Source organism: Actinoplanes sp. NPDC004185, from assembly GCF_053603475.1.
Map to the genome: position 1 here is coordinate 1 of NZ_JBSGFR010000066.1, position 20,950 is coordinate 20,950.

The 20,950-nt window shown below is 72.2% G+C and carries 20 protein-coding genes; 10 read left to right on the top strand and 10 right to left on the bottom strand.

The annotated features are described in order from the left end of the window. Positions 1 to 96: 96 nt before the first annotated feature. Complete coding sequence (locus tag ACWEOZ_RS40100; protein ID WP_451915915.1) at positions 97 to 1,050, bottom strand: FAD-dependent oxidoreductase; 954 nt, start codon at positions 1,048 to 1,050, stop codon at positions 97 to 99. A 300-nt stretch (positions 1,051 to 1,350) separates the two neighbouring features. On the opposite strand from ACWEOZ_RS40100, the gene ACWEOZ_RS40105 reads away from it, so the two are divergent. Further along, on the top strand, positions 1,351 to 2,295 hold the full coding sequence (locus ACWEOZ_RS40105) for an SCO2521 family protein (protein ID WP_451915916.1): 945 nt from the start codon (positions 1,351 to 1,353) through the stop codon (positions 2,293 to 2,295). Continuing rightward, the gene (locus ACWEOZ_RS40110) at positions 2,295 to 3,260 is read left to right on the top strand and encodes a DUF6879 family protein (RefSeq protein WP_451915917.1); all 966 of its coding nucleotides are present in this window, start codon (positions 2,295 to 2,297) and stop codon (positions 3,258 to 3,260) included. The genes ACWEOZ_RS40105 and ACWEOZ_RS40110 overlap by 1 nt, the downstream gene beginning before the upstream one ends. Here ACWEOZ_RS40110 and ACWEOZ_RS40115 read toward each other — a convergent pair. The 4 genes from ACWEOZ_RS40115 to ACWEOZ_RS40130 are packed head-to-tail and all read right to left on the bottom strand — an operon-like array spanning position 3,245 to position 7,788. After that, on the bottom strand, positions 3,245 to 4,213 hold the full coding sequence (locus ACWEOZ_RS40115; protein ID WP_451915918.1) for an SCO2522 family protein: 969 nt from the start codon (positions 4,211 to 4,213) through the stop codon (positions 3,245 to 3,247). The genes ACWEOZ_RS40110 and ACWEOZ_RS40115 overlap by 16 nt on opposite strands. Further along, complete coding sequence (locus tag ACWEOZ_RS40120) at positions 4,198 to 5,109, bottom strand: SCO2523 family variant P-loop protein (protein WP_451915919.1); 912 nt, start codon at positions 5,107 to 5,109, stop codon at positions 4,198 to 4,200. The genes ACWEOZ_RS40115 and ACWEOZ_RS40120 overlap by 16 nt, the downstream gene beginning before the upstream one ends. A 2-nt stretch (positions 5,110 to 5,111) precedes the next feature. Then, the gene (locus tag ACWEOZ_RS40125) at positions 5,112 to 6,959 is read right to left on the bottom strand and encodes an SCO2524 family protein (protein WP_451915920.1); all 1,848 of its coding nucleotides are present in this window, start codon (positions 6,957 to 6,959) and stop codon (positions 5,112 to 5,114) included. A gap of 34 nt (positions 6,960 to 6,993) precedes the next feature. After that, complete coding sequence (locus tag ACWEOZ_RS40130) at positions 6,994 to 7,788, bottom strand: SCO2525 family SAM-dependent methyltransferase (RefSeq protein WP_451915921.1); 795 nt, start codon at positions 7,786 to 7,788, stop codon at positions 6,994 to 6,996. Between the two features lie 291 nt (positions 7,789 to 8,079). Here ACWEOZ_RS40130 and ACWEOZ_RS40135 point away from each other — a divergent pair, with 291 nt between their 5' ends. From ACWEOZ_RS40135 to ACWEOZ_RS40150, 4 genes are all read left to right on the top strand, one after another. After that, positions 8,080 to 9,453, top strand: coding sequence for a carbohydrate-binding protein (locus tag ACWEOZ_RS40135; RefSeq protein ID WP_451915922.1), 1,374 nt, complete (start codon positions 8,080 to 8,082; stop codon positions 9,451 to 9,453). A 172-nt stretch (positions 9,454 to 9,625) separates the two neighbouring features. Next, positions 9,626 to 10,726 (top strand): LLM class flavin-dependent oxidoreductase, encoded by a 1,101-nt coding sequence (locus ACWEOZ_RS40140; RefSeq protein ID WP_451915923.1) that lies wholly within the window; start codon positions 9,626 to 9,628, stop codon positions 10,724 to 10,726. Beyond that, entirely contained in the window at positions 10,723 to 11,334 is a 612-nt protein-coding gene (locus ACWEOZ_RS40145; RefSeq protein ID WP_451915924.1) for an FMN reductase, read from the top strand. The genes ACWEOZ_RS40140 and ACWEOZ_RS40145 overlap by 4 nt, the downstream gene beginning before the upstream one ends. A 220-nt stretch (positions 11,335 to 11,554) precedes the next feature. Then, complete coding sequence (locus ACWEOZ_RS40150) at positions 11,555 to 12,118, top strand: histidine phosphatase family protein (protein WP_451915925.1); 564 nt, start codon at positions 11,555 to 11,557, stop codon at positions 12,116 to 12,118. Here ACWEOZ_RS40150 and ACWEOZ_RS40155 read toward each other — a convergent pair. Then, the gene (locus ACWEOZ_RS40155; protein WP_451915926.1) at positions 12,096 to 12,356 is read right to left on the bottom strand and encodes a hypothetical protein; all 261 of its coding nucleotides are present in this window, start codon (positions 12,354 to 12,356) and stop codon (positions 12,096 to 12,098) included. The genes ACWEOZ_RS40150 and ACWEOZ_RS40155 overlap by 23 nt on opposite strands. A 146-nt stretch (positions 12,357 to 12,502) precedes the next feature. On the opposite strand from ACWEOZ_RS40155, the gene ACWEOZ_RS40160 reads away from it, so the two are divergent. Next, positions 12,503 to 12,826: a winged helix-turn-helix transcriptional regulator gene (locus ACWEOZ_RS40160; protein ID WP_451915927.1), complete on the top strand. Its 324-nt coding sequence runs from the start codon at positions 12,503 to 12,505 to the stop codon at positions 12,824 to 12,826. Here ACWEOZ_RS40160 and ACWEOZ_RS40165 read toward each other — a convergent pair. Beyond that, positions 12,785 to 14,350 (bottom strand): MFS transporter, encoded by a 1,566-nt coding sequence (locus tag ACWEOZ_RS40165; RefSeq protein WP_451915928.1) that lies wholly within the window; start codon positions 14,348 to 14,350, stop codon positions 12,785 to 12,787. The genes ACWEOZ_RS40160 and ACWEOZ_RS40165 overlap by 42 nt on opposite strands. After that, a complete protein-coding gene (locus tag ACWEOZ_RS40170) occupies positions 14,347 to 14,910 on the bottom strand; it encodes a class I SAM-dependent methyltransferase (RefSeq protein ID WP_451915929.1) in 564 nt (187 codons plus the stop codon). Before ACWEOZ_RS40170 ends, ACWEOZ_RS40165 begins: the two co-directional genes overlap by 4 nt. A 66-nt stretch (positions 14,911 to 14,976) precedes the next feature. On the opposite strand from ACWEOZ_RS40170, the gene ACWEOZ_RS40175 reads away from it, so the two are divergent. Then, the gene (locus ACWEOZ_RS40175) at positions 14,977 to 15,573 is read left to right on the top strand and encodes a helix-turn-helix domain-containing protein (protein WP_451915930.1); all 597 of its coding nucleotides are present in this window, start codon (positions 14,977 to 14,979) and stop codon (positions 15,571 to 15,573) included. On the opposite strand, the gene ACWEOZ_RS40180 is transcribed toward ACWEOZ_RS40175, so the two are convergent. Beyond that, on the bottom strand, positions 15,561 to 16,676 hold the full coding sequence (locus ACWEOZ_RS40180; RefSeq protein WP_451915931.1) for an ROK family transcriptional regulator: 1,116 nt from the start codon (positions 16,674 to 16,676) through the stop codon (positions 15,561 to 15,563). The genes ACWEOZ_RS40175 and ACWEOZ_RS40180 overlap by 13 nt on opposite strands. A gap of 43 nt (positions 16,677 to 16,719) precedes the next feature. On the opposite strand from ACWEOZ_RS40180, the gene ACWEOZ_RS40185 reads away from it, so the two are divergent. Continuing rightward, complete coding sequence (locus tag ACWEOZ_RS40185; protein ID WP_451915932.1) at positions 16,720 to 17,940, top strand: MFS transporter; 1,221 nt, start codon at positions 16,720 to 16,722, stop codon at positions 17,938 to 17,940. A gap of 60 nt (positions 17,941 to 18,000) precedes the next feature. Then, on the top strand, positions 18,001 to 18,495 hold the full coding sequence (locus ACWEOZ_RS40190; RefSeq protein WP_451915933.1) for a hypothetical protein: 495 nt from the start codon (positions 18,001 to 18,003) through the stop codon (positions 18,493 to 18,495). On the opposite strand, the gene ACWEOZ_RS40195 is transcribed toward ACWEOZ_RS40190, so the two are convergent. After that, positions 18,488 to 20,917 carry a beta-glucosidase gene (locus ACWEOZ_RS40195; RefSeq protein WP_451915934.1) on the bottom strand — a complete coding sequence of 810 codons (2,430 nt, stop codon included), beginning with the start codon at positions 20,915 to 20,917 and terminating at the stop codon, positions 18,488 to 18,490. The genes ACWEOZ_RS40190 and ACWEOZ_RS40195 overlap by 8 nt on opposite strands. Positions 20,918 to 20,950 lie beyond the last annotated feature (33 nt).

The following is a 20,950-nucleotide window of genomic DNA, read 5'->3' on the forward strand; positions in this document are numbered from 1 at the left end:
CGAAACGGCGACGTCAAGCACCGCCACTCCTTCCGGAGGTCTCCCTTTCGATCAAGACACCACGCCGAACATCAACAACGTCTGTGGTTAGTACACCTAGACCAAGGTCCGGACGATCTCCAGCACGCTGTCCGCGCACCCCCACGACAGGCTGACCCCCGCGCCGCTGTGCCCGTAGTTGTGCACCACGTGCCGCCCGCCGAGCTGCACGTGCTCCAGCCGGATCTCCGGCCGCTGGGGCCGGATGCCGGTGCGATGCCCGAGCACCGGGGCCTCGGCGATGGCGGGCACGATCCCGGCGCACCGGGCGACGATCCCGGCGGCCACCTCCGGGTCCGGCTCCGGGTCGCTCTGTCCTTTGTCGGCGTTGCCGCCCAGCAGCAGCACGTCGCCCTGGGGGAGCAGGTAGGTCATCTCCTCCAGTTCCTCGGTGTGCTCGGCGAAGAACTCCCGCACCCCCGGATTGCGGACCGCCACGAGCTGGCCGCGGATCGGTTCGACCTCCGGATCGGGGACCAGCTCACGCGCCCCGATCCCGCTGCAGTTGACCACCACGGGCGCGGACACCTCGCCGAGCGAGCGCACGTGCCCGATCTCCACCGTCCCGCCCGCGGCCACCAGCCGCCGCTCCAGATAGGCCAGGTACGGCGGCATGTCGATGATCGGCGCGGTGTAGCGCCAGCCGCTGGCGAAGCCGTCGGGCAGCTCGGCGGCGGCACACTCCCGGAAGCCCGGCAGATCGCGCGCCCAGCCCGGGGACGGGATGCGCCGGCGTGAGGCCTCCACGCCGGGCACGAGCCGCACCTCCGGCCGGCCCGCGTGGACCATGTCGCGGAAGACGTCGTAGCTGCGGGTGCTCCAGCTCAGCACCAGCGGATGGTTGGCGTAGATGGGGTCCCAGATCGCCCCGGCCGCGGCCGAAGTGCTCTGTTCGGGTCTGCGCTGCGCGCGGACCTGGACGCGGAGTCCCGCCTCGGCGAGCCGGACGGCCGTGGTCAGGCCTGATACACCGGCGCCGATGGTCAGGACATCGGGTCGGGCAGAGGTCATCGTCCGACGCTAACCGGGTACCGGCCGTTGTCCCGTCGAGGAACGTAAATGTACGGCGATTGCGGACAATGGCCTGCGAAGGTTGTCCGGCCCGCCCGTCAGGTGCTAGCGAACTCTACCGACTGTTCGATTCCGGATACTGAGCGTGTTGCATTCCGGGATGGGATGCGGTCCAATCGACAGGCTGGCGACACGCGTGGCACGGGGCCGCGCCGCTGGGGAGTCATCGGTCACCGCTGACCCTTGCGCGCCGTCCGGTGTCTCCCCGGTGCTCCGTACCGCCGTGCATGGGGGAGCCGAATGCTGATCGCGGGCGAGGTGCACACCGGACTGCTGCGGGCACCCGACCCGGTGACCGCCGACCAGGCCCGCCGCCTGGTGGACCTCGTGGTCGGCGAGCCGGTCCTGGTGTCCCACCGCCCCACCGCGTACGTCCGCTCACCGGAGATACCCGTCGGCGTCGACTGTGGACTGGGCTCCGCCGCCGAGGCCCGGCGGGTGCGCGGCGTCGGCACTGCCCTGCAACGGGCCGCGATCACGGGTGGCCATGTCGTGCAGGGCTCCGCGGTGACCACGCTCGTCCGGGGCGAGGGCAGTGCGAGGCAGCCCTGGTCGCACTATCTGACCCGTCCGGGCGTCATCGAGACGCTCGGCCGTACCCGGTGGGACGAGGTCGCCGCCGCGCTCGGCGGGCCCGACCGGCCGGGCGACTCCCTCGACCTGGGTGCGATGGCCGGCCGGGTGGCCGACCGGGTGCAGCGCTCGGCGTCGCGCGGTGGCCCCGTACGGTTGCGGGCGCCGCGGACCCGGCTGCGCTGGACGGCCCGGTTCGCCGGCACCGCGGCCACACCGCGGGTCCGCTACTCCGTCCGGTCCGACGACCTGCGCCTGCTGGAACTGGCGGTGCCCGGCGACCAGCCGCCGCCGGTACCGGAGCTGACCGCGCTCGCCGAGGACGTCGCCCTGCACGATTGGCTGCTCAGCACGCTGCTGGAGATCGTCGGCAAGAGCGCTCTCGGGGTCGTCGAACGCCGCGCCGCCCTGGAACGGCTGCTGCCGGCCATCGACTATCTGCTGCACCTGTGGATGCCCGCCGCCCGGGGTGCGGAGATCTCGACCGCCGTCTGGGCCGCCCTGGACCGCCGGCCCGGCTTCAGCCGGCAGTGGGACACTCTGGTGCGCCGCATCCGTGACCAGCTCTCGGTCGGTGCGGTCACGGCGCTGGCCGCGGCAGGTCCGCGGTGATGTCGCTGGTCGGACAGTCGTCCGAGCATTCGAGCGTGACCCGCAAGGCGTTGCTGACCGTGGGTCTGGGCGGGGCGACGTTCCTGATCACCAACGCGCTCAACCAGCCGCAGCACGTGCAGATCACGCTGTCCATCCTGATCGGTGGCATCGCGCTGATCCTGCGGTTCCTGGTCGACTTCGAGAACCGGCTCGCGGCGGTGGAGCAGCTCGAGAAGGACGGCATGACCGAGATGCGGGCGATGGTCGGCTCGGCCTTCTCCGAGATCAGCGAGGCCACCGAGCTCTTCGGACTGATCGAGGCGTCGGCGTTGCAGACCGACCTGGTCACCCAGCTGGTGCGCAACTCGACGCAGATCTCCCCGGCCTCGCCGCCGATCGTCTACCACTTCGTGCAGAACAAGATCAAGGAGACCTCGGACTTCCTCAAGCAGCTCGCCGAGGGCGGCACGGTCACCTACTACGGCGAGGACCGCGACTGGCTGCTGGGCCTGACCCGCAACGCCACGATGAGCATCGACGCGATCAGCATGACGGCCGTCGACCACGACCTGTGGCAGAGCGAGATCGGCCAGCGGTATCTCGACGCGCAGCGGCGGGCCGCCGGCGGCGGCAAGCGGGTGCGGCGCATCTTCGTGCTCGACTCGCCCGCGATGGCCGACGACCCGGCCATCCGGCGGGCCTGCGAGGAACAGCAGGAGATGCGCATCGACGTGCGGCTGCTGGACCGGGCGGCGGTGCCGCCACCGCTGCGGGTCCAGGTCCGGGACCTGATCATCTTCGACGACACCCTGGCGTACGAGACCAACCCGACCACCACCGCCGACCCGAAGCACGCCCAGATCGCCGAGACCCGCCTGGTGCTGACCGACTCGCGGGTCAAGGAGTGCGCGCAGCTCTTCCGGGAGCTGTGGGAGGTCTCGCGCGGCCCCGACGGCGTGCCGGTGCCCTACAGGAACGCGTAGCGGATCCGGTCGACGACCTCGCCGGGCAGGTCGACGCCTTCGCCGGTGGCCCGCTCCCGCACCTGCTCCGCGACCGTGGCGTCCACCGCCACCTGACCCAGGATCGTGCGCACGGCCAGCTCGATCGGCAGGAACCGGGCGGCCATCGCGGTGAAGGTACGGTACGCCCGGAACGGCGCCGCCCGCGGGTTGAGCTGCACGACGGCCGGCATCCGCTCCCACTCGGCCGGCACGTCGGCCACGGCCATCAGCTGCGGCTCACCGACCGGCTCGCCCAGGTGCCGGATCAGTCCGAGCCGCTGCAGCTGCCAGACGGCCGCCAGGAACGGGCACGACCAGTACGGCTGGTCCGCGGGCCCGCTCCACAGCTCGATGTCGACGAAGATGGAGTGGTTGCGTACCGCGCTCTGCCGGGGTGGCTGCCACGCGCGCGGGGCCGCCATCGCCGACGCCGGTGCCGCGCCACCGCGTTCGCCGTTGCTCAGCCAGCCGCTCACGGCCGTCGGTGGCCGGCTGCCGTTGTCACCCTCGGGTGGCTCGGCGACCAGGTGCTGGCGCACGAGCGTGGCCACGTCGACGCCGTCGGCGGTGGCGCATCCCGATTCGCGGGCCACGTAGTCGATCTCGACGCCCGCCGCCTGCGCGGCCGCAACCAGGTCGCCGATCACGGCCCGCGGTGTGCTGAAGCGGGTGAAGTAGTCGTCGATCAGGAAACACGTGCTCACCCGGGGCGGCCTCGGCCCGAGCTCCTCGGCGCACGCCCGGCGCGCGGCGTCGGCCCACGGCCGGACGGCCTCGAACTGGGCCGCCAGCCGGCCCGGACCGGCGGTGAAGTCGTCCATGTACAGGTGGCCCAGCTCGATGGACAGATGCGCGAGCGGGACCCGGCGCACCACCGGCGTGGCGCTCTGCTCGATGAACACGCCGTCGTACGCGATCACAGCCCGATCCACGCGGAGTCGTCCACGACCTTCTTCGCCAGCGCGTCGAAGGCGTCGACGGTGCGCTGGTTGGCCGTGCGGTGCAGCCACACGTCGTCGTCGGACAGCAGCTGCTCCTGCCACTGCAGCACCGGGTCGAGGGGAATCTCGCCCAGGACCGTGGTGCGCCCGACCTTGTGCCGGCTGGCCAGCTCCTGCAGCCGCCCGTTGCACACGTCGAGCCAGGCCAGCTGCTCGGGGCGCAGGCCCGCCTGATCGGGCGAGGCCAGGTCGACGACCGCCGTACGGACGAAGCGGATCGCGTCCTTGAGCGCCGAGGGGTCGTGGCCGTGCTGCACGCCGGACTCCAGGATGCCCTGTTTGCCGTGCACCAGGCCGCTCGCCGCGATGATGTGCTGCCGGGTCCAGCGGTGGTACACCAGCCAGCGGGCCTCGACGTCGGGCAGGGCGGCGGTCGCGGCGAGCACGATCTCGGTGGCGTACGACCGTCCGGCGCTGAGGTCGACGATGACCAGGTCGAACTCCTCGTCCGCCCGGACCAGCAGCTCCACACAGCGCTCCACGATGCCGGGGTGGGCCTGGAACTCGCCCTTGCCGCGGTCACCGGGGAACAGCGTCAACCGGCCGGCTCCGGCGGGCCGGCCGCGCAGCACGTCCCGCTCGGACTCGGTCCAGATGTCGATCCGCCGGGGTGCGGCGACGCCGTCCACCAGATAGCTGTGCAGGCCCTCCTCCGGCACCCCGGCGAACGCCTCGGGCAGGTCGAAGATGGCGCCGGAGGTCGGGGAGCCGAAGTCGAAGTCCAGGTAGCAGCAGTCACCGCCCTGCAGGGCGTGCCGGTAGGCCACGTTGCTGCTGGTGACCGTGCGCCCGGTCCCGCCCTTGTCGGAGGTCGCGAAGACGAGCATGGTCAGCTGCGCCCGATGGTGGCCCGGCGGGCCGCGGACAGGTGATCGAGGCGGCGCAGGACCTCCTGGGTCACCGCGACGGCCACGCCCGGACGCTCGCGGCGTACGGTGCGGGCCCGTTCCAGCTCCACGCCGATCTGCTTGAGCTCCTCGCGCAGCGACTGTCCACTGTAGGTGGATCCGTTGAGCCGCTCCCGGTCGTACAGGTGGTCGGCCTCGTTGAGCAGCTCGGCCGCCAGCTGGGCCAGCACCTCGCTGCGCAGCGGCGGCTCGTTGATCACCCGGGCCGCGGTGACCAGGCAGTCGACCACCCGCTTGGTGTAATACCAGGAGGCCTCGGTCATCTTCACGTTGAGCTGGGGGTAGGCGCCGGCCGGCTGGTCCCACAGGCCGTGCTGCGAGCCCTCGGCGATGAGCCGTTCCTGCAGGTGCTTCCACAGCTCGCCGGAGAGGTCGAGCAGCCGGCTGCGCGACGTGCCGTCCGACAGCAGACTCGCCAGGTTGAGCGTGCGCTTGAGCAGCAGCGGCGAGATGTCGGCGACCGTCCAGGCCAGCCGGGGCCCGCCCACGTTCTCGCTGCCCTCCAGCACGAAGCGCAGGCCGGGGTGGTGCACGTCCAGCGCGGACTCGCGTTCCGAGGAGCGGCGGGTGATGCGGCTGCGGTTGGCCAGCTCGTCCAGCACGCCCGCGACCCGGGTGAGATCGGCGTTGGTGGCGCGCACGGCGACCATGTTCTGCACGACCATGCCGCTGACCAGCAGGCTGAAGTAGTCGAACTCCACGCCGTCGGTGGTCCGCCAGGGCAGGTCCTCCAGCGGCCACCGGCCGGATCCGAAGGTGGCCACCGTCGCCCAGTACGAGCGGGTCAGCTCGAAGCGCAGCTGCAACGCCTGGGCCAGCTTCAGCTGGGCCTCGTCCAGCAGGCCGAGCAGCCGGGTGCGTTCCGAGGACAGCGCCTGGATGGCGTCCAGGGCCACGGTGGTGAAGTAGAGATAGGGGGCGTTCTGCGCCACGCCGGCGCGCTGCACGCCGACGTCGGAGGTGGTCTCGATCTGCGGTGCGTCGCTGACCAGTCCCCAGCTCCAGCCGCACTCGAACAGCCGGTTGGGCAGGTCCAGCTCGCTGCCCTCGGCGGCACCGGAACCGATGGTGACGTCGTCGCGGAGCCGGGCGTTGATCTCCCGCAGGGCCTCGCGCAGCTCCTCGACCACCTGCAGGGTCGGGCGGCGCTCCTGGTTGACCGTGCGGATCAGCTCCCGGCCGTACGGCTCGTCGGCCGGGAAGACATTGACGGAGAAGCTGCGCAGCAGGCCCACCATCGCGGCGGTGAGGCGCTGGCTGGCCCGCTCCTCCAGCTCGGTCACCTGCTCGATGAGCCGGGGCCGGCTGACGATCTGCCGGAAGACCTGGGTGAAGCCGAGGATCGCCAGCATCAGCGTCACCGAGATGGAGAACGAGTCCACCACGTCGAGCTCGCGCTGCTCGATCTTGATCTCCTCGCCCTCGAACTCGGGGCGGAAGTAGGAGCCCCCGGAGAAGCTCGGCGTCCCGTCGGGTGCGGTGTAGCGCTTGATGTAGGAGGTGAGGGCCTCCATCAGCCGCTGCGGCACCTGGATGTCGTCGCCGAGGGCGTCCAGCGCGTCGAGCACGTCGCGGTTGGCGGCGTCGGGATTGTCCAGCCGGAAGATCGGGATCTCCGTGGCCGGGGCCATCAGGCACAGCAGCTGCTCGGCGTCGCTGATGGAATTGGCGCCGTCCCGGCCGCCGAAGCGCCAGCCACCGTCCGCATAGGAGACACGGGCGATCGCCCGCCAGATGTCGAGGAGCTGTTGACGTGGCTGGATCTGCATCGGTGCGCCGTCACCTACCCGTCCGTGGGTCTGGTTACGCCTTCTTGAAGCCGGTGGCCACCATCATTCCGCAATAGCCGTCGCGCAGGCCCTTGCTTTCCACTGTCTGGATGGTGACACCGGCGGCCACCGGGGCCAGCGCCGACCGGACGTCGTCCTCGTCGACCGAGCACGCCGGGAAACTGCGGTTGCCGACCCGGTAGCCGGAGGAGTTTCGCATGAACGCGGCCGCGAACGGGGCCCTCGGCTTCAGCGAGCCGACGAACGAGCGGGTCGCGCGGACGAACTCGGACTCGCGGTTGGTGATCGACTCCGCGACGAAGAACATGGTGCCGATGTCGTAGCTGCCGGCGGGGAGGCTGAAGATGTTGCCCTTGGTCACCTGCGCGCGCCGGCCGAGCAGATCGAACGGGTTCTTGATCGGCTGGTAGGCCGCGCGCCCCGCGTTCATATGTGACCAGAACTGCCACCACGACGGGTGCGGCGTGAGGATCTCGGCCTCGAGCCACTGCCGGTTGGAGAAGGCGCGCTCGCACAGCGTCAGCTCGGCGACGAACGGCAGCATCGCCAGAGCCGGGTAGAGATTGGCTCCGGCGCCCACGTCGATGGCCTGGGCCCGCAACCGGCGCTGCTCGTTGGACTGGAAGAAACCGGCCACGATGTCGATGATCTGCTCGTCGTCACCGCGCAGCGAGCTGTAGTTGTGCTCGAAATACGCGGCCGAGTCGAAGACGTCCCAGGGGAAGTCGGCGTTGACCGACGGCTCGGCATCGACCCGCGGCGGCGCGATGTCGATCGCCGAGTCGAAACGCGGATCCCCTACGGGCACGAGACTTCCTCCGGCGATGGTAGCGGTCGCGGTCGTGGAAGCTGCCCCGAAATGGCGACCTACTCCACTCTAGTACTTCGGTACACCCCCGAGTTCTGCGGTGCAACTTACGACATGGCGCGGGCGATAGCACGCGCCGCGCAGCACGGTTTCCTTACATCTTGGACCACCACCCCAACGGGCGTCGCCCACTCGGGCGAACCGCTTCTCTGTTAACAATCCTTGATATTTAAGTTCATCGCCGTGAAGATATGGGGGACGGGGCAGGTCATCGATGGGTCAGGAGCGGCCATGAACAGACGTCGTACCCTTGTCGCGCTGGTAGCCGGTGCGGCCGTGACCATGGCGACGGCCGTGGCCCTCGCGCCGAGCAGCATGGCGGCGGTGAACGCCGCTCCGGTGCGCGCCGCCGCGGTGGTCTGTTCCGCACCGGCGTGGGCGGAGGGCAACACCTACACCGCCGGCACCCAGGTGACGTACGCCGGCAAGCTCTATTCAGCCCTGGTGACGCACACCGCGTACGCCGGAGCGGGCTGGAACCCCGCCGCCACCCCGTCCCTCTGGCGCGACCTCGGCTCCTGCACCGGCGGCACCCCGACGACCCCGCCGCCGACGACCCCGCCCCCGACGACCCCGCCGCCCACCACTCCGCCGCCGACCACCCCGCCGCCCACGACCCCGCCCCCGACGACCCCGCCGCCCGGCAGCTCCACCTGCGCGGTGAAGTCGCGGCCGGCCGGCAAGGTGCTCGTCGGCTACTGGGAGAACTGGGACGGTGCGAGCAACGGCGTGCACCCCGGCTTCGGCTGGGTCCCGATCAACGACAGCCGGCTCGGCCAGCACGGCTACAACGTCATCAACGCGGCGTTCCCGGTGATCCGCTCCGACGGCACGGTGCTGTGGGAGAACGGCATGGACGCCGGTGTGAGGGTCTCCACCCCGGCCGAGATGTGCGCGGCCAAGGCCGCCGGCGCGACGCTGCTGATGTCGATCGGCGGCGCGGCGGCCGGCATCGACCTGAGTTCCAGCGCGGTCGCCGACCGGTTCGTGGCGACGATCGTGCCGATCCTGCAGCAGTACAACTTCGACGGCCTCGACATCGACATCGAGACCGGGCTCACCGGTAGCGGCAGCATCACCACCCTGTCGCCCTCGCAGGCCAACCTGATCCGGATCATCGACGGCGTGCTGGCGCGGATGCCGGCCAACTTCGGGCTGACCATGGCCCCGGAGACCGCGTACGTCACCGGTGGGAGCGTCACGTACGGCTCGATCTGGGGCTCGTACCTGCCGATCATCAAGAAGTACGCGGACAACGGCCGGCTCTGGTGGCTGAACATGCAGTACTACAACGGCAGTATGTACGGCTGCGCCGGTGACTCGTACGGCGCCGGCACGGTGCAGGGCTTCGTCGCCCAGACCACCTGCCTCAACAACGGCCTGGTCATCCAGGGCACGACGATCCGGGTCCCGTACGACAAGCAGGTCCCGGGCCTGCCGGCGCAGGTCGGGGCGGGCGGCGGCTACATGACGCCGGCGCTGGTGACCCAGTCGTGGAACAGCTTCAACGGCAGCCTCAAGGGCCTGATGACCTGGTCGGCCAACTGGGACGGCTCGAAGGGCTGGACCTTCGGCGACAACGTGAAGCGTCTGCAGGGCCGATGAGCCTTCCGCGCCGTCGGGTGGTCACGCACCCGGCGGCGCGGACGGCCGCCCCGCGGTGTGACCGGGAACCCACTTCCGCCAAGTCCTTTGAATCTGAAATAGTTGACGAGTCAAAGGCGTTGTGCGGGGCAGTGCGGGACGTCAGGTTCCGCCCCGGAGCTCAGGAGCGGTCATGCAGTTCGGGATCTTCACTGTCGGCGACGTCACGCCGGACCCCACGACCGGGCGGCAGCCGACCGAGCACGAGCGGATCAAGGCCATCGTGGCCATCGCGGAGAAGGCCGAGGAGGTCGGTCTCGACGTCTTCGCGCTCGGGGAGCACCACAACGAGCCGTTCGTGCCGTCGTCGCCCACCACGCTGCTCGGCCACGTCGCCGCGCGTACCCGGCGGCTGCTGCTGTCCACGTCCACGACGCTGATCACGACCAACGACCCGGTCAAGATCGCCGAGGACTACGCCATGCTGCAGCACCTCGCCGACGGCCGTGTCGACCTCATGATGGGCCGCGGCAACACCGGGCCGGTCTACCCCTGGTTCGGCAAGGACATCCGCGCCGGCATCCCGTTGGCGATCGAGAACTACGCCCTGCTGCACCGGCTGTGGCGCGAGCACACCGTCGACTGGAAGGGCAAGTTCCGTACCCCGCTGCAGTCGTTCACCTCGACCCCGCGCCCGCTCGACGGCATCCCGCCGTTCGTCTGGCACGGCTCGATCCGCAGCCCCGAGATCGCCGAACAGGCCGCCTACTACGGCGACGGCTTCTTCGCCAACCACATCTTCTGGCCCAAGGAGCACACCCAGCGCATGGTCGGCCTCTACCGCGAGCGCTACGCCCACTACGGCCACGGCGACCCGGACCAGGCCATCGTCGGCCTCGGCGGCCAGGTGTTCATGCGCAGGAACAGCCAGGACGCGGTCAAGGAGTTCCGGCCGTACTTCGACAACGCGCCGGTCTACGGCCACGGCCCGAGCCTGGAGGACTTCACCAAGGAGACGCCGCTGACCGTCGGCAGCCCGCAGCAGGTCATCGACCGCACGCTGGGCTTCCGTGACTACGCCGGCGACTACCAGCGCCAGTTGTTCCTGCTGGACCACGCCGGCCTGCCCCTGAAGACCGTGCTGGAGCAGCTCGACCTGCTCGGCGAGGAGGTCGTACCGGTGCTGCGCAAGGAATTCGCCGCGCTGAAGCCGGCCCACGTGCCGGACGCGCCCACCCACGCCTCGCTGCTCGAAGCGGCTGCGGCGGAGACGAAGGAGAAGGTGCAGGCATGAAGCAGCGCACCCTCGCCGTGGTCTCGGCGGGGCTGAGCCAGCCGTCGTCCACCCGCCTGCTCGCGGACCGCTTGTCCGCGGCGGCGGTGACGGCGGCCGCCGGCCTCGGCGTCCAGCTGTCGGTCCAGGTGATCGAACTGCGCGACCTGGCCCACGACCTGATGAACCACCTGCTCACCGGCTTCCCGCCGGCACCGCTGAAGCGGGCCCTCGACACCGTCGGGTCCGCCGACGCGATGATCGCGGTCACGCCGATCTTCAACGCGTCCTGCAGCGGCCTGTTCAAGTCGTTCTTCGACGTGCTGGGCCAGGACGCCCTGACCGACAAGCCGGTGCTGATCGCGGCCACCGGCGGATCGGCCCGGCACTCACTGGCGCTCGACCACGCGGTCCGGCCGATGTTCGCCTACCTGCGGGCCGTGCCGGTCCCGACGGCGGTCTACGCCGCGTCCGAGGACTGGGGCGGCGACGAGAGCGAGGGCCAGCTGCGCGGCCGGATCGGCCGGGCGGCCAGCGAGCTCGCCCGCGAGATCGAGCGGCGCGAGCCGGTGACGGTCCAGGACCCGTTCGCGCTCACGACCTCGTTCGAGGACCTGCTGGCCGGCTGAGATCACCAGCTGAGATCAACTTCTGACGGCGGTCGTGCCTGGTTGCATGGTGCTGACCGTCGCTCCCGCCGATTGCCGGGTCCGTGCGTGGTCGCCCGGTGGCCGCGCCCACCGGTCCGCCGCCGGCCCGGCGGGTGCGGGACCCGCGGTCTTCGGCCTGACGGCGGGATGGATGGGGCGTCGGTGGGGTAGGAACAAGCGGGACCGAACAGGGGGCGTCATGGCGGAGATCGTGCTCATCCGGCACGGGCAGACCGAGTGGAGTGCGGTGGGCAAGCACACCTCGTACACGGATCTGGATCTGACCGGAGCGGGGGAGCAGCAGGCCCGGGTCGCCGGTGAGCGCCTGGCCGGCCGCAGCTTCGCGGCCGTCATCTCCAGCCCGCGCAAGCGGGCCCTGCGCACCGCCGAGCTGGCCGGCCTGACCGTCACCGAGACCACCGAGGACCTCGCCGAGTGGAACTACGGCGAGTACGAGGGCATCACCAGCGCCACCATCCACGAGAGCGATCCGTCCTGGTCGCTGTGGACCGACGGCGCCCCCGGCGGGGAGTCCCCGGCCGAGGTCGGCGCCCGGCTCGACCGGGTGCTCGCCCGCGCCCGCACCTTCCTGGGGCAGGGCGACGTGGCGCTGATCGCCCACGGCCACTCGCTGCGGGTGGCGGGGGCCCGGTGGATCGGGCTGCCGGCCAGCGGCGGCGGGCTGTTGAAGCTCGGCACGGCGACCCTGTCGACGCTGGGCTTCGAACACGGCAACCAGGTCATCGACACCTGGAACGGCTGAGCACCGGCCCCGGCCGAGCAGTTCGCCGCAGGGTCACGTCGGTGATCGACGCGGTGACCGCGGTGACCCGGTCGCCGGCCGGCCACACCGCGACCTGAGCGACCTCGGCCAGGCCCGGCAGGCGCCGCAGCAACCTCCGGCCGGCCCTGGCCGCGTCGAACTCTGCGCGGATCGTGCCGGCGTTGCGGGCATGGATGTCGAAGACCCGGTCGACACCAGCCGCCGACCGCAGGCGCACTGCACCCCGAAGCCGCCAGCCAACGGGTGCCGGTGCGGTCCGGGCTCGCGGTCAGCATGTGGATCGTCCGCCACCGCGCGTGGCCACGGGCCGGATGGCCGCCGTCGCTGTGATGAAGTGGGTGCGCACCCGGGCATCGAAGCCCCGTGCGAAGTCGTCGTCGACATGTCGACGAGCTGCACCACTGTTGCATCGCCCACGCGCTCGACCTCATCGGCGAGCGGTGGGCTCTGCTGGTCGTGCGCGAGCTGCTCCTGCGCCCGTTGCGGTTCAGCGATCTGCGGACGGGCCTGCCCGGGGCGGGTCCGAACGTGCTGTCGCAGCGGCTGCGCGACCTCGAACACGTCGGGGTGATCCGCCGGCATCACGATGGCCGGCGGCCGATGAGCCCGGCCGGCCGGGCCGGCGTCCGGTGCGGTGAGCCCGGCTCATCGGCCGACCGCGTCGCTCGTCGGAGCCGTCGCGGCTGACGGGCCGGTCGGCGCAGTGCGCCGGGGCCCACGCGCCAGGAAGTAGACGAACAGCACCGCCATGACCGCGACTCCGGCCCACATGGCTTGTTGCCATCCCTCCACGAAGGACTCCTGGGCGGCCCGGATCAGCGCCGGTGCCTGGCCGCCGGCGCTGCCGGCGGCGGCGAGGGCGTTGGCGATGCCTTCGCGGGCGGCGCCAGTGGCGTCGGCCGGGACAGCGCCGAGCCGCGCGTCCACGGCGTTCCGGTAGCCGGCGGAGAGGACCGCACCCAGCAGCGCCACCCCGAGGGCCGTACCGAACTCCCTGGTGACGTCGTTGAGCGCGGACGCGACGCCCTGGCGTTCGCGGGGCAGGGCGGACGTGATGGCCTCGGTGGCAGGCGTCTGGGTCAGGCCCATGCCGAGCCCCATGGCGAGCATGCCGGGCAGCACCGAGAGGTAGCCGTCCTCGATGGAGACCGACGTGGCCATCAGGGCCAGTCCCACGCCGCCCAGCAGGATGCCGGCTGCCATCGTCGAGCGGCCACCGAGGCGGGCGGCCATCCGCGGGGCGAGCCCGGAGGCCAGCATCATCGTCGCCGCCATCGGCATCAGCGCCAGCGTGGAACGCAGGCCGGACCAGCCGAGCACCGCCTGCAGGAACGGGAACAGCACCACGAAGATCCCGGCCTGCACCCCGAACACCGTCAGCAGGGCCAGGGAGCCACTGGCGAGACCACGCTCGCGGAACAGCCGCACGTCCAGCAGCGGAGCCGTCCGGCGCAGTTCCCACGCCACGAAGCCGGCCGTGCCGAGGACGCCGATCAGCAGGCTCACCAGCGTCACCGGGGCGGTCCAGCCCCGTACCGGGCCCTCGTGGAGGACCAGGACGAGGCCGACCACGGCGACCACGGAGGCCAGCGAGCCGACGATGTCGAAGCCGTGTGCCGACTCCTCGCGGGAGTCCGGGACGGACCGCAGCGCCAGGACGACGGCCACGGCGACGAGGGCGACCGGCAGCACGAACAGCCATCGCCAGTCGGCCACGTCGACCAGGACCGCCGACAGGTACATGCCGAGGATGCCGCCACCGCCGGCGACGCCGGTCCACACGCCGATCGCCTTGGTGCGTTCCCCGTCCGGGAACGTCGAGGTGATGACGGCCAGGGTGACCGGCATGATCATCGCGGCGCCCACGCCGCTCAGCAGCCGCGCGGCGATCATGACCTCGGCCGACGGGGCCAGGCCGGCCACCGCGCTCGCCGCGCCGAAGACGATCAGGCCGGCCACCAGCACCGGCCGCCGGCCCCACCGGTCGCCCAGAGCGCCGAGCGGCAGCAGCAGCGCGGCGAGGCTGATCGTGTACGTGTTGATGATCCACAGGACGGTGCTCTGCGAGGCGCCGAACGCGACCGCGATCTCCTGCTGTGCGACGTTCAGCCCGGAGACCGAGGCGATGACCGCCATGAGGGCGATGCACACCGCGACCAGGATCGCGCGGCGGCGGCGCGGGTCGTGGATGGTCGGGCCGGGGGCGCTCATCTGCCGGACCGCCGGGTGGCGCGGACGACGACGTCCTGCAGGGAGTGCCCGCCGGCCGTACGCTCGTGCTCCTCGGCGGTCGCGATGTGCCACTGAGAGCTGTCCAGGGTCGCGGTGATGTCCGCGAGCTTCACCACGGCCTTCGCTGCCGGGGAGTGCAGGTGGCCGACGATCAGCAGCGTGCCGCCGGGCGCCACCCAGCCGGAGAGGCGCTGGTAGAACGCGAGCTGCGGCATCGCCGGGTGGGCGTAGTGGGTCGTGACCAGGTCGAACCGCGTATCGGGGTACCAGGTGGTGAGGTCGGACTGGACCCACCGCACGTTCTCGGCGCCCGGCTGCTCGGCGGCGCGGGCGAGGGCAGCGGCGGAGATGTCGGCCGCGGTGACCTGCCAGCCGTGGGACGCGAGCCAGACCGCCTCGGCGCCGGTGCCGCATCCCGCGTCCAGCGCCGTGCCGGGGATCAGACCGCTCGTCTCGCGGGCCAGGTAGGGGTGGGTGGCCGGAGCCCCCGGGTGCGCCTGGTGCCAGTGGTGTTCCCAGTAGTCCCTGTCGAATTCCATACCGGTGAGCGTGCGGCCTGACCAAGCAGATGTGCAAAGTTCTTTGCCGAATGGAAAAATGAGGGCATGGATGAGGAACTGGACCGCACCCTCGACGCCGTCGGGCCCCGGCTGAAGCAGCTGCGGATGCGCCGCGACATCACGCTCACCGCGCTCGCGGAGGAGACCGGCATCTCCGTCAGCACGCTGTCCCGGCTGGAGGCGGGCCTGCGCCGCCCGACGCTGGAGCAGCTCCTGCCGCTCGCCCGCGCGCACGGCGTCACGATCGACGAGCTCGTCGACGCGCCCCTGACCGGCGACCCGCGGGTCAACCTGCGGCCCATCGCCGGCGGTGACGGAGCTGTCGTGCTGCCGCTGACCCGCAGGCCGGGCGGCATCCAGGCGTACAAGTTCGTTCTGCCGGCCGGCGACGACAACCGCGAGCCCGACCTGCGCACGCACGAGGGCTACGACTGGGCCTACGTCCTGAACGGCACGCTGCGCCTGGTCCTCGGCGAGCACGACCTCATCCTGCAGCCCGGCGAGGCGGCCGAGTTCGACACCCGCACCCCGCACTGGTTCGGGGCCACCAGCGCCGGGCCCGTCGAGTTCCTCAGCCTCATCGGCCGGCAGGGCGAACGGGCGCACATCCGCGCCGCACCCAAGTCGGCTCAGGCCGGGTGACGCGGCCGGGCCCCCGCCGACTCCAGCCGGACCGGGTCCGGGATGCCGTAGCGGGAGTCCAGGACCTGCATCGCGGCGCCGGCCGCGATCACGTCCGCGCCGAGGCTCGACAGCGTGATGCCGGCCCGCTGCCAGTCGGCCCGGGGGACCTGCGTACGGATCGCCGCCTCGGCCTCGGCCCGGTAGATCTCCGCGTGGGCGAGCAGGTCCGCGCCGGCCAGCACCACCTGGGCCACGTCCAGGGTCTGCACCAGGTTCACGATGCCGACGGCCAGCACCTGTGCGGCCGCCCGGATGTCCCCACCGGCCACCGCCCGGTCGTGGACCGCCTCCAGGCAGCCCCGCCGCCCGCACACGCACGGCGGGCCGGACAGCTCGACCACCGTGTGGCCGAACTCGCCCGCGTTCGTGTGCGACCCGCGATGGGCCGCGCCGCCCAGCCACAGACCCGCACCCACCCCGGACTCCACCATGACCAGGGCGGCGTCCCGGAAGGCCGGGCCGCGCCGCCAGGCCTCGGCGGTGACCCCGGCCGTGACGTCCTTGTCCAGGTGCACGGGCCGGCCCAGGGCCTGCTCGGCCAGCTCCCGCAGCGGTACGTCGTGCCAGTGCCGCAACCGGTGGGCGTCCCGGACGGTGCCCTGGGCGTGGTCCAGCGGCCCGATCATGCCGATGCCCACCCCGGTCAGGCGCGCGCCGAGCTCGTGCGCGACGGCGATCCGGTCCACGCCGGTCGTGAGCTCGTCCAGCAGCGTCGCGGGGGTGAAATCCGGCGGCAGGGGAGTCACCACCGAGTGCCGGACGGCGCCGGCCAGGTCGGTGAGGACGAGCCGGAGAGTACGGCGGGCCACATGCGCGCCGATCGCGAACCGGCTGTGCGGGACCAGCTCGTACACGCTCGCCGGTTTGCCGATCGCCGACCGGCGCACGCCCGCGGGCGCGATCAGGCCGTGCTCGACCAGCCGGGCCAGCACCTTGGACACCGCCTGGGGGGTCAGCCCGGTGGTGCCGGCGATCGTCGCGCGTTCGAACGCCGGCCGGGTGCGGGCCACGGCCATCACCAGGGCCTCGTTGTAGCCGCGCAGGAACGTGAGGTCCGCCATGTCGCCACTCTATTACGCAACGGCGTTGCTAAAGTCGGCCCTCGTGGAACATCTGAGCCGTAGGCACCGCTGGGCCGCCCTGCTCGCGCTGGCCCTGGGCGGTGTGGCGATCGGCCTGACCGAGTTCGCCGCGATGGGGCTGCTGCCCGAGGTGGCCCGCGACCTGCTGCCCGCGGCGTACGCCCGGTCGGCGCCGGACGCGGTGGCACAGGCGGGATGGACGATCACCGCGTACGCGCTGGGGGTGGTGGTCGGTGCGCCGACGATCGCCGCGCTGACTGCCCGCGTACCCCGCAAGAAGCTCGTGCTCGGCCTGCTGGTGCTGTTCGCGGCCGGGACCGTCGCGTCGGCCATCGCGCCGACGTTCGAGCTGGTGCTGGTGGCGCGGTTCGTGGCGGCGCTCCCGCACGGGGCCTACTTCGGCGCGGCCGGACTGCTCGCGGCCACCCTGATGGGCCCCGGCAACGCCGCCCGCGGGTACGCCGCCGTGCTCAGCGGGCTGACGGCGGCCAACGTGGTCGGCGTACCGCTGGTCACCCGGCTCGGGCAGGCAGCCGGCTGGCGGGTCGCGTACCTGGTCATCGCCCTGGTCTTCGGGGCGACCCTGGTCGCCGTGCTGATGATCGTGCCGTCCGTCGCCGCGGTGGCCGACGGCTCACCGCGGGCCGAGCTGCGCTCGCTGCGCAAGCCGCAGGTCTGGCTGGTGGCGGCCACCGCCGCGGTCGGCTTCGCCGGCTTCTTCGCCGTGGACAGCTACATCGCGCCCGTCACGACCGACGTCACCGGCCTGGCCGCGAGCACGGTGCCGTGGGTGCTGGTCGCCGTCGGGCTCGGCATGACCGTCGGCAACGCCCTGGGCGGCTGGTTCGCCGACCGCGACCTGCGGCGCAGCATGCTGATCGGCTTCGGCTCGGTGATCGCCGCGGTGATCTTCTTCGGGCTGGTCGCGGACACGGCCGCGGGCCTGTTCGCCGGGGCGTTCCTGATCGGCGCGACCAGCCTGTTCCTGGGCCCGGCGCTGCAGGCCCGGCTGATCGCGGTGGCCCCGGGAGCGCAGCTGATGGGCGCGGCGGTCAACCAGTCCGCGATGAACGTGGCCAACAGCCTCGGGGCGGCCCTGGGCGGGGTGGTGATCGCGCGCGGTTACGGCTACCTCGCCCCGACCTGGGTGGGGGTGGGGCTGGCGGCGGCCGGGCTGGGGCTGGCCGCGCTGAGCTTCACCGCCGAACGCCGGGCCCGCCGCCCGGTGACCGCCACCGCCTGACCGGCCGGGAACCGGCCGGGCATCTCGCGGTGTCACTCCTGGAAAGCTCACACTCCAGGGGTGACCGTGCGACGAATGAGATGGGCGGCCCGCGCCGCCGCGGGTCTCGTGCTGGTGACGGCCGGATGCACGTCCGGCAGCGCGACAGCTGCCACCGCACCGACGGCATCGCCCGCCTCCGGGCCGTGCCGGTCGGAGGTGACCCGCGACGCGCTGCCGCCGTGGGCCAGGGCCGGCTTCAGCGACGACGGTTCCGGTGTGCCCCATGTCTTCAGTGAGCACGGCGACCTGCTCGCCGTGCTCTTCCGGTACCCGCCCGCGTCCTCGGCCGATCCGCAGGACGGCACGAAGATCCTCTGGGTTTCCCGGCTCCCGCAGGAGCCGATGCAGCCGCTGGTCATCGAGGCGACCCTCGACGGCACGACCACCCCCCTGACCCGCGAGGTCCCCGGTGGCCCCGGCCCGTCCACGATTCAGCTGCCCGCAGCCGGCTGCTGGCGGCTGGACCTGAGCTGGTCCGGGCATCAGGACCGGATGATGCTGCGGTTCAGCTGACCGGCAGCGCGACGGTGGCCCGGATGTCGCCCAGGCCCCGCGCGATCAGCAGGTCGCCGCCCGGGCCGACCGAGTCCCACGCTCCCGCCGCCGTGTCCCACCGGCGCCACATCCGGGCGTCGGGTGTGATCGTCACCCGGGCCGAGCCGCCCGCAAGCACCTCGATGCCCTGCCAGCCGACCAGGCGCACCGGCTCGTCGGGACCGGTCGGCTGGAAGTAGACCTGCACGACCTCGCGGCTGTCCCGGGCGCCCGTGTTGGTCACCGTCACCGTCACGGCCGGGGCTTCGCCGGAGATCAGCCGGGCGTCCGCGTACTGCCAGGTGCTGTAGCCCAGGCCGTGACCCATCCAGAACGCCGGGGCCGCCGGGGCCCGGCCCGCGTAGTGGCCGCGGTAGCCGATGAACCGGCCCTCGGCGTACTCCAGCTTGCCGTCGACCGGGGTGACCGACCACGCGGGTGACGTGCCGTCGGCGGCCGGGAACGTGGTGACGAGCCGGCCCGCCGGCTCGATCTCGCCGAGCAGGGCCGCCGCTATCGCGTGGCCGCCTTCCTGGCCGGGCAGGCCGGCCCAGAGCACGGCGTCGACCCGCGACAGCCACGGCATGATCACCGGCGTGGCCGCGTTGACCACCACGACGGTACGGCGGGCCGCCCCGGCCACCGCCTCGATCAGGGCGTCCTGCGCGCCCGGCAGCTTCAGGGTGCTCTTGTCGACGGCCTCGGTCTCCTGCTCCTCGGTGAGGCCGACCACGACCACCGCCACGTCGGCGCCGGCGGCGGCCCGGACCGCGTCGTCGATCACGTCGACGGTCTCCCGGGAGGCCTGGTGGCCGATGAGCCCGAACAGGCCGGCCCCGGCGAACTGGTCGCCGGTGAGCAGGGTGACGGTCGCCTCCAGCAGCTCGCCCTCGCCGACCTCGTAGAGCTGGGTGTGCAGCGGCGGGGTGAGCACCTCCTCGCCGAAGCCCTTGCCGGAGACGCGCAACTCCGGCCGGGACTCGGTGTGGCCGACCCGGATCCACCAGTCGCCGACGCCGAGCACGCCGAGCTCGACCCGGCCGGCCCTGGTGATCCGGCCGTGCAGGACCGCGGTGGCGACGGTGCCGGTGAAGTCGTCGTCCATGCCGACCATCGTGGTGGCGTTGGCGGCGTGCCGTTGCTCCAGCTCGTTGCCGTCCGCGTCGAGCAGCGTGACCCGGATGCCGGGCTCGCCGGTGACCGGGTCGACCAGGAAGCCGCCGCGGGCCGGCACCGGCCTGGTACGGACCTCGACGCCGTCGACCACCGTGACGCGGTCGCCGAGCCGGGCGCTCAGGCCCTCGGCCACGCTCACCTGGTACGGCGGGTTGACCTGGGCCGAGCCGCCACCCATGTCGATGGTCTCGACGGCGTGCCGGCCGATCAGCGCCACGGTCCGCGCCGGCTCCAGCGGCAGGACGGCGTTGTCGTTGCTGAGCACGGTCATGCCCCGCGCGGCCAGCCGGGTCAGTTGCTCCTTGCGGGTCTCGCTGTCCGGCCCGGGCAGGCCGTCCGGGTAGTCCCGCGGCGTGCCCAGGGCGCCCACCCGCTCGGCGAGCAGCAGCAGCCGGCTCAGGTGGTCGTCGATCACCGCCTCGTCGACCTCGCCGGCGCGTACGGCGGCCACCAGCGCGTCGCCCCACGGGCCGCGCGGGCCGGGCATCACCAGGTCGAGGCCGCCGTTGGCGGCCGGGCCGGCGCTGCGGGTGGCGAACCAGTCGGACATGATCAGGCCGCGGTAGCCCCACTCGCCCTTGACGATCTCGTTGTTGACGTGGGTCTGCTCGGTGGCGGCCAGGCCGTTGACGTCGTTGTAGGCCGCCATCATCGACCAGGCGTCCGCGTCGGCGACGGCGATCTCGAACGGCAGCAGGTACAGCTCGCGCAGCGTCGCCTCGTCCACGACGCTGTCCACGGTGTTGCGGTCGGTCTCGCTCTCGTTGGCCACCAGGTGCTTGAGGGTGGCGCCGACGCCGAGTGCCTGCATGCCGCGCACGTACGCGGCCGCCAGCCGGCCGGTCAGCAGCGGATCCTCGGAGTACGCCTCGAAGAGCCGGCCGCCCAGGGGGGTGCGGTGCAGGTTGATGGTCGGGCCGAGCACGACGTGGATCCGCTGGGCCAGCGCTTCCTCGGCGAGCAGCCGCCCGGTCTCCTCCAGCGCGCTCTCGTCCCAGGAGGAGGCCAGCAGGGTGGCGTTCGGGAACAGCGCGACGATCCGGCCGCCGCTGAACTTCAGTCCGCGTACCCCGGTGGGCCCGTCGGAGAGGCGCACCTCGCCCAGGCCGATGGCCGGCTCGGCGGCCAGGGTGAACGAGGTGGCGCCGGTGAGCAGCGCGACCTTGGCCGGCAGAGCCAGGGCCTCGAGGAGGGCGGCGTGCTCGGACACGGGTGCGGTCGTCATGGAAGCCTCTTCGCCAGGGGGAGCTGACACGTG

Excerpts from the sequence above, each read along its gene's own strand:
- ACWEOZ_RS40175 (WP_451915930.1), top strand. The coding sequence starts at position 14,977 with ATGGATGAGGAACTGGACCGCACCCTCGACGCCGTCGGGCCCCGGCTG.
- ACWEOZ_RS40110 (WP_451915917.1), top strand. The coding sequence starts at position 2,295 with ATGTCGCTGGTCGGACAGTCGTCCGAGCATTCGAGCGTGACCCGCAAG.
- ACWEOZ_RS40105 (WP_451915916.1), top strand. The coding sequence starts at position 1,351 with ATGCTGATCGCGGGCGAGGTGCACACCGGACTGCTGCGGGCACCCGAC.
- ACWEOZ_RS40125 (WP_451915920.1), bottom strand. The coding sequence starts at position 6,959 with ATGCAGATCCAGCCACGTCAACAGCTCCTCGACATCTGGCGGGCGATC.
- ACWEOZ_RS40180 (WP_451915931.1), bottom strand. The coding sequence starts at position 16,676 with ATGGCGGACCTCACGTTCCTGCGCGGCTACAACGAGGCCCTGGTGATG.
- ACWEOZ_RS40195 (WP_451915934.1), bottom strand. The coding sequence starts at position 20,917 with ATGACGACCGCACCCGTGTCCGAGCACGCCGCCCTCCTCGAGGCCCTG.
- ACWEOZ_RS40100 (WP_451915915.1), bottom strand. The coding sequence starts at position 1,050 with ATGACCTCTGCCCGACCCGATGTCCTGACCATCGGCGCCGGTGTATCA.
- ACWEOZ_RS40135 (WP_451915922.1), top strand. The coding sequence starts at position 8,080 with ATGAACAGACGTCGTACCCTTGTCGCGCTGGTAGCCGGTGCGGCCGTG.
- ACWEOZ_RS40145 (WP_451915924.1), top strand. The coding sequence starts at position 10,723 with ATGAAGCAGCGCACCCTCGCCGTGGTCTCGGCGGGGCTGAGCCAGCCG.
- ACWEOZ_RS40120 (WP_451915919.1), bottom strand. The coding sequence starts at position 5,109 with ATGCTCGTCTTCGCGACCTCCGACAAGGGCGGGACCGGGCGCACGGTC.
- ACWEOZ_RS40165 (WP_451915928.1), bottom strand. The coding sequence starts at position 14,350 with ATGAGCGCCCCCGGCCCGACCATCCACGACCCGCGCCGCCGCCGCGCG.
- ACWEOZ_RS40140 (WP_451915923.1), top strand. The coding sequence starts at position 9,626 with ATGCAGTTCGGGATCTTCACTGTCGGCGACGTCACGCCGGACCCCACG.
- ACWEOZ_RS40150 (WP_451915925.1), top strand. The coding sequence starts at position 11,555 with ATGGCGGAGATCGTGCTCATCCGGCACGGGCAGACCGAGTGGAGTGCG.
- ACWEOZ_RS40170 (WP_451915929.1), bottom strand. The coding sequence starts at position 14,910 with ATGGAATTCGACAGGGACTACTGGGAACACCACTGGCACCAGGCGCAC.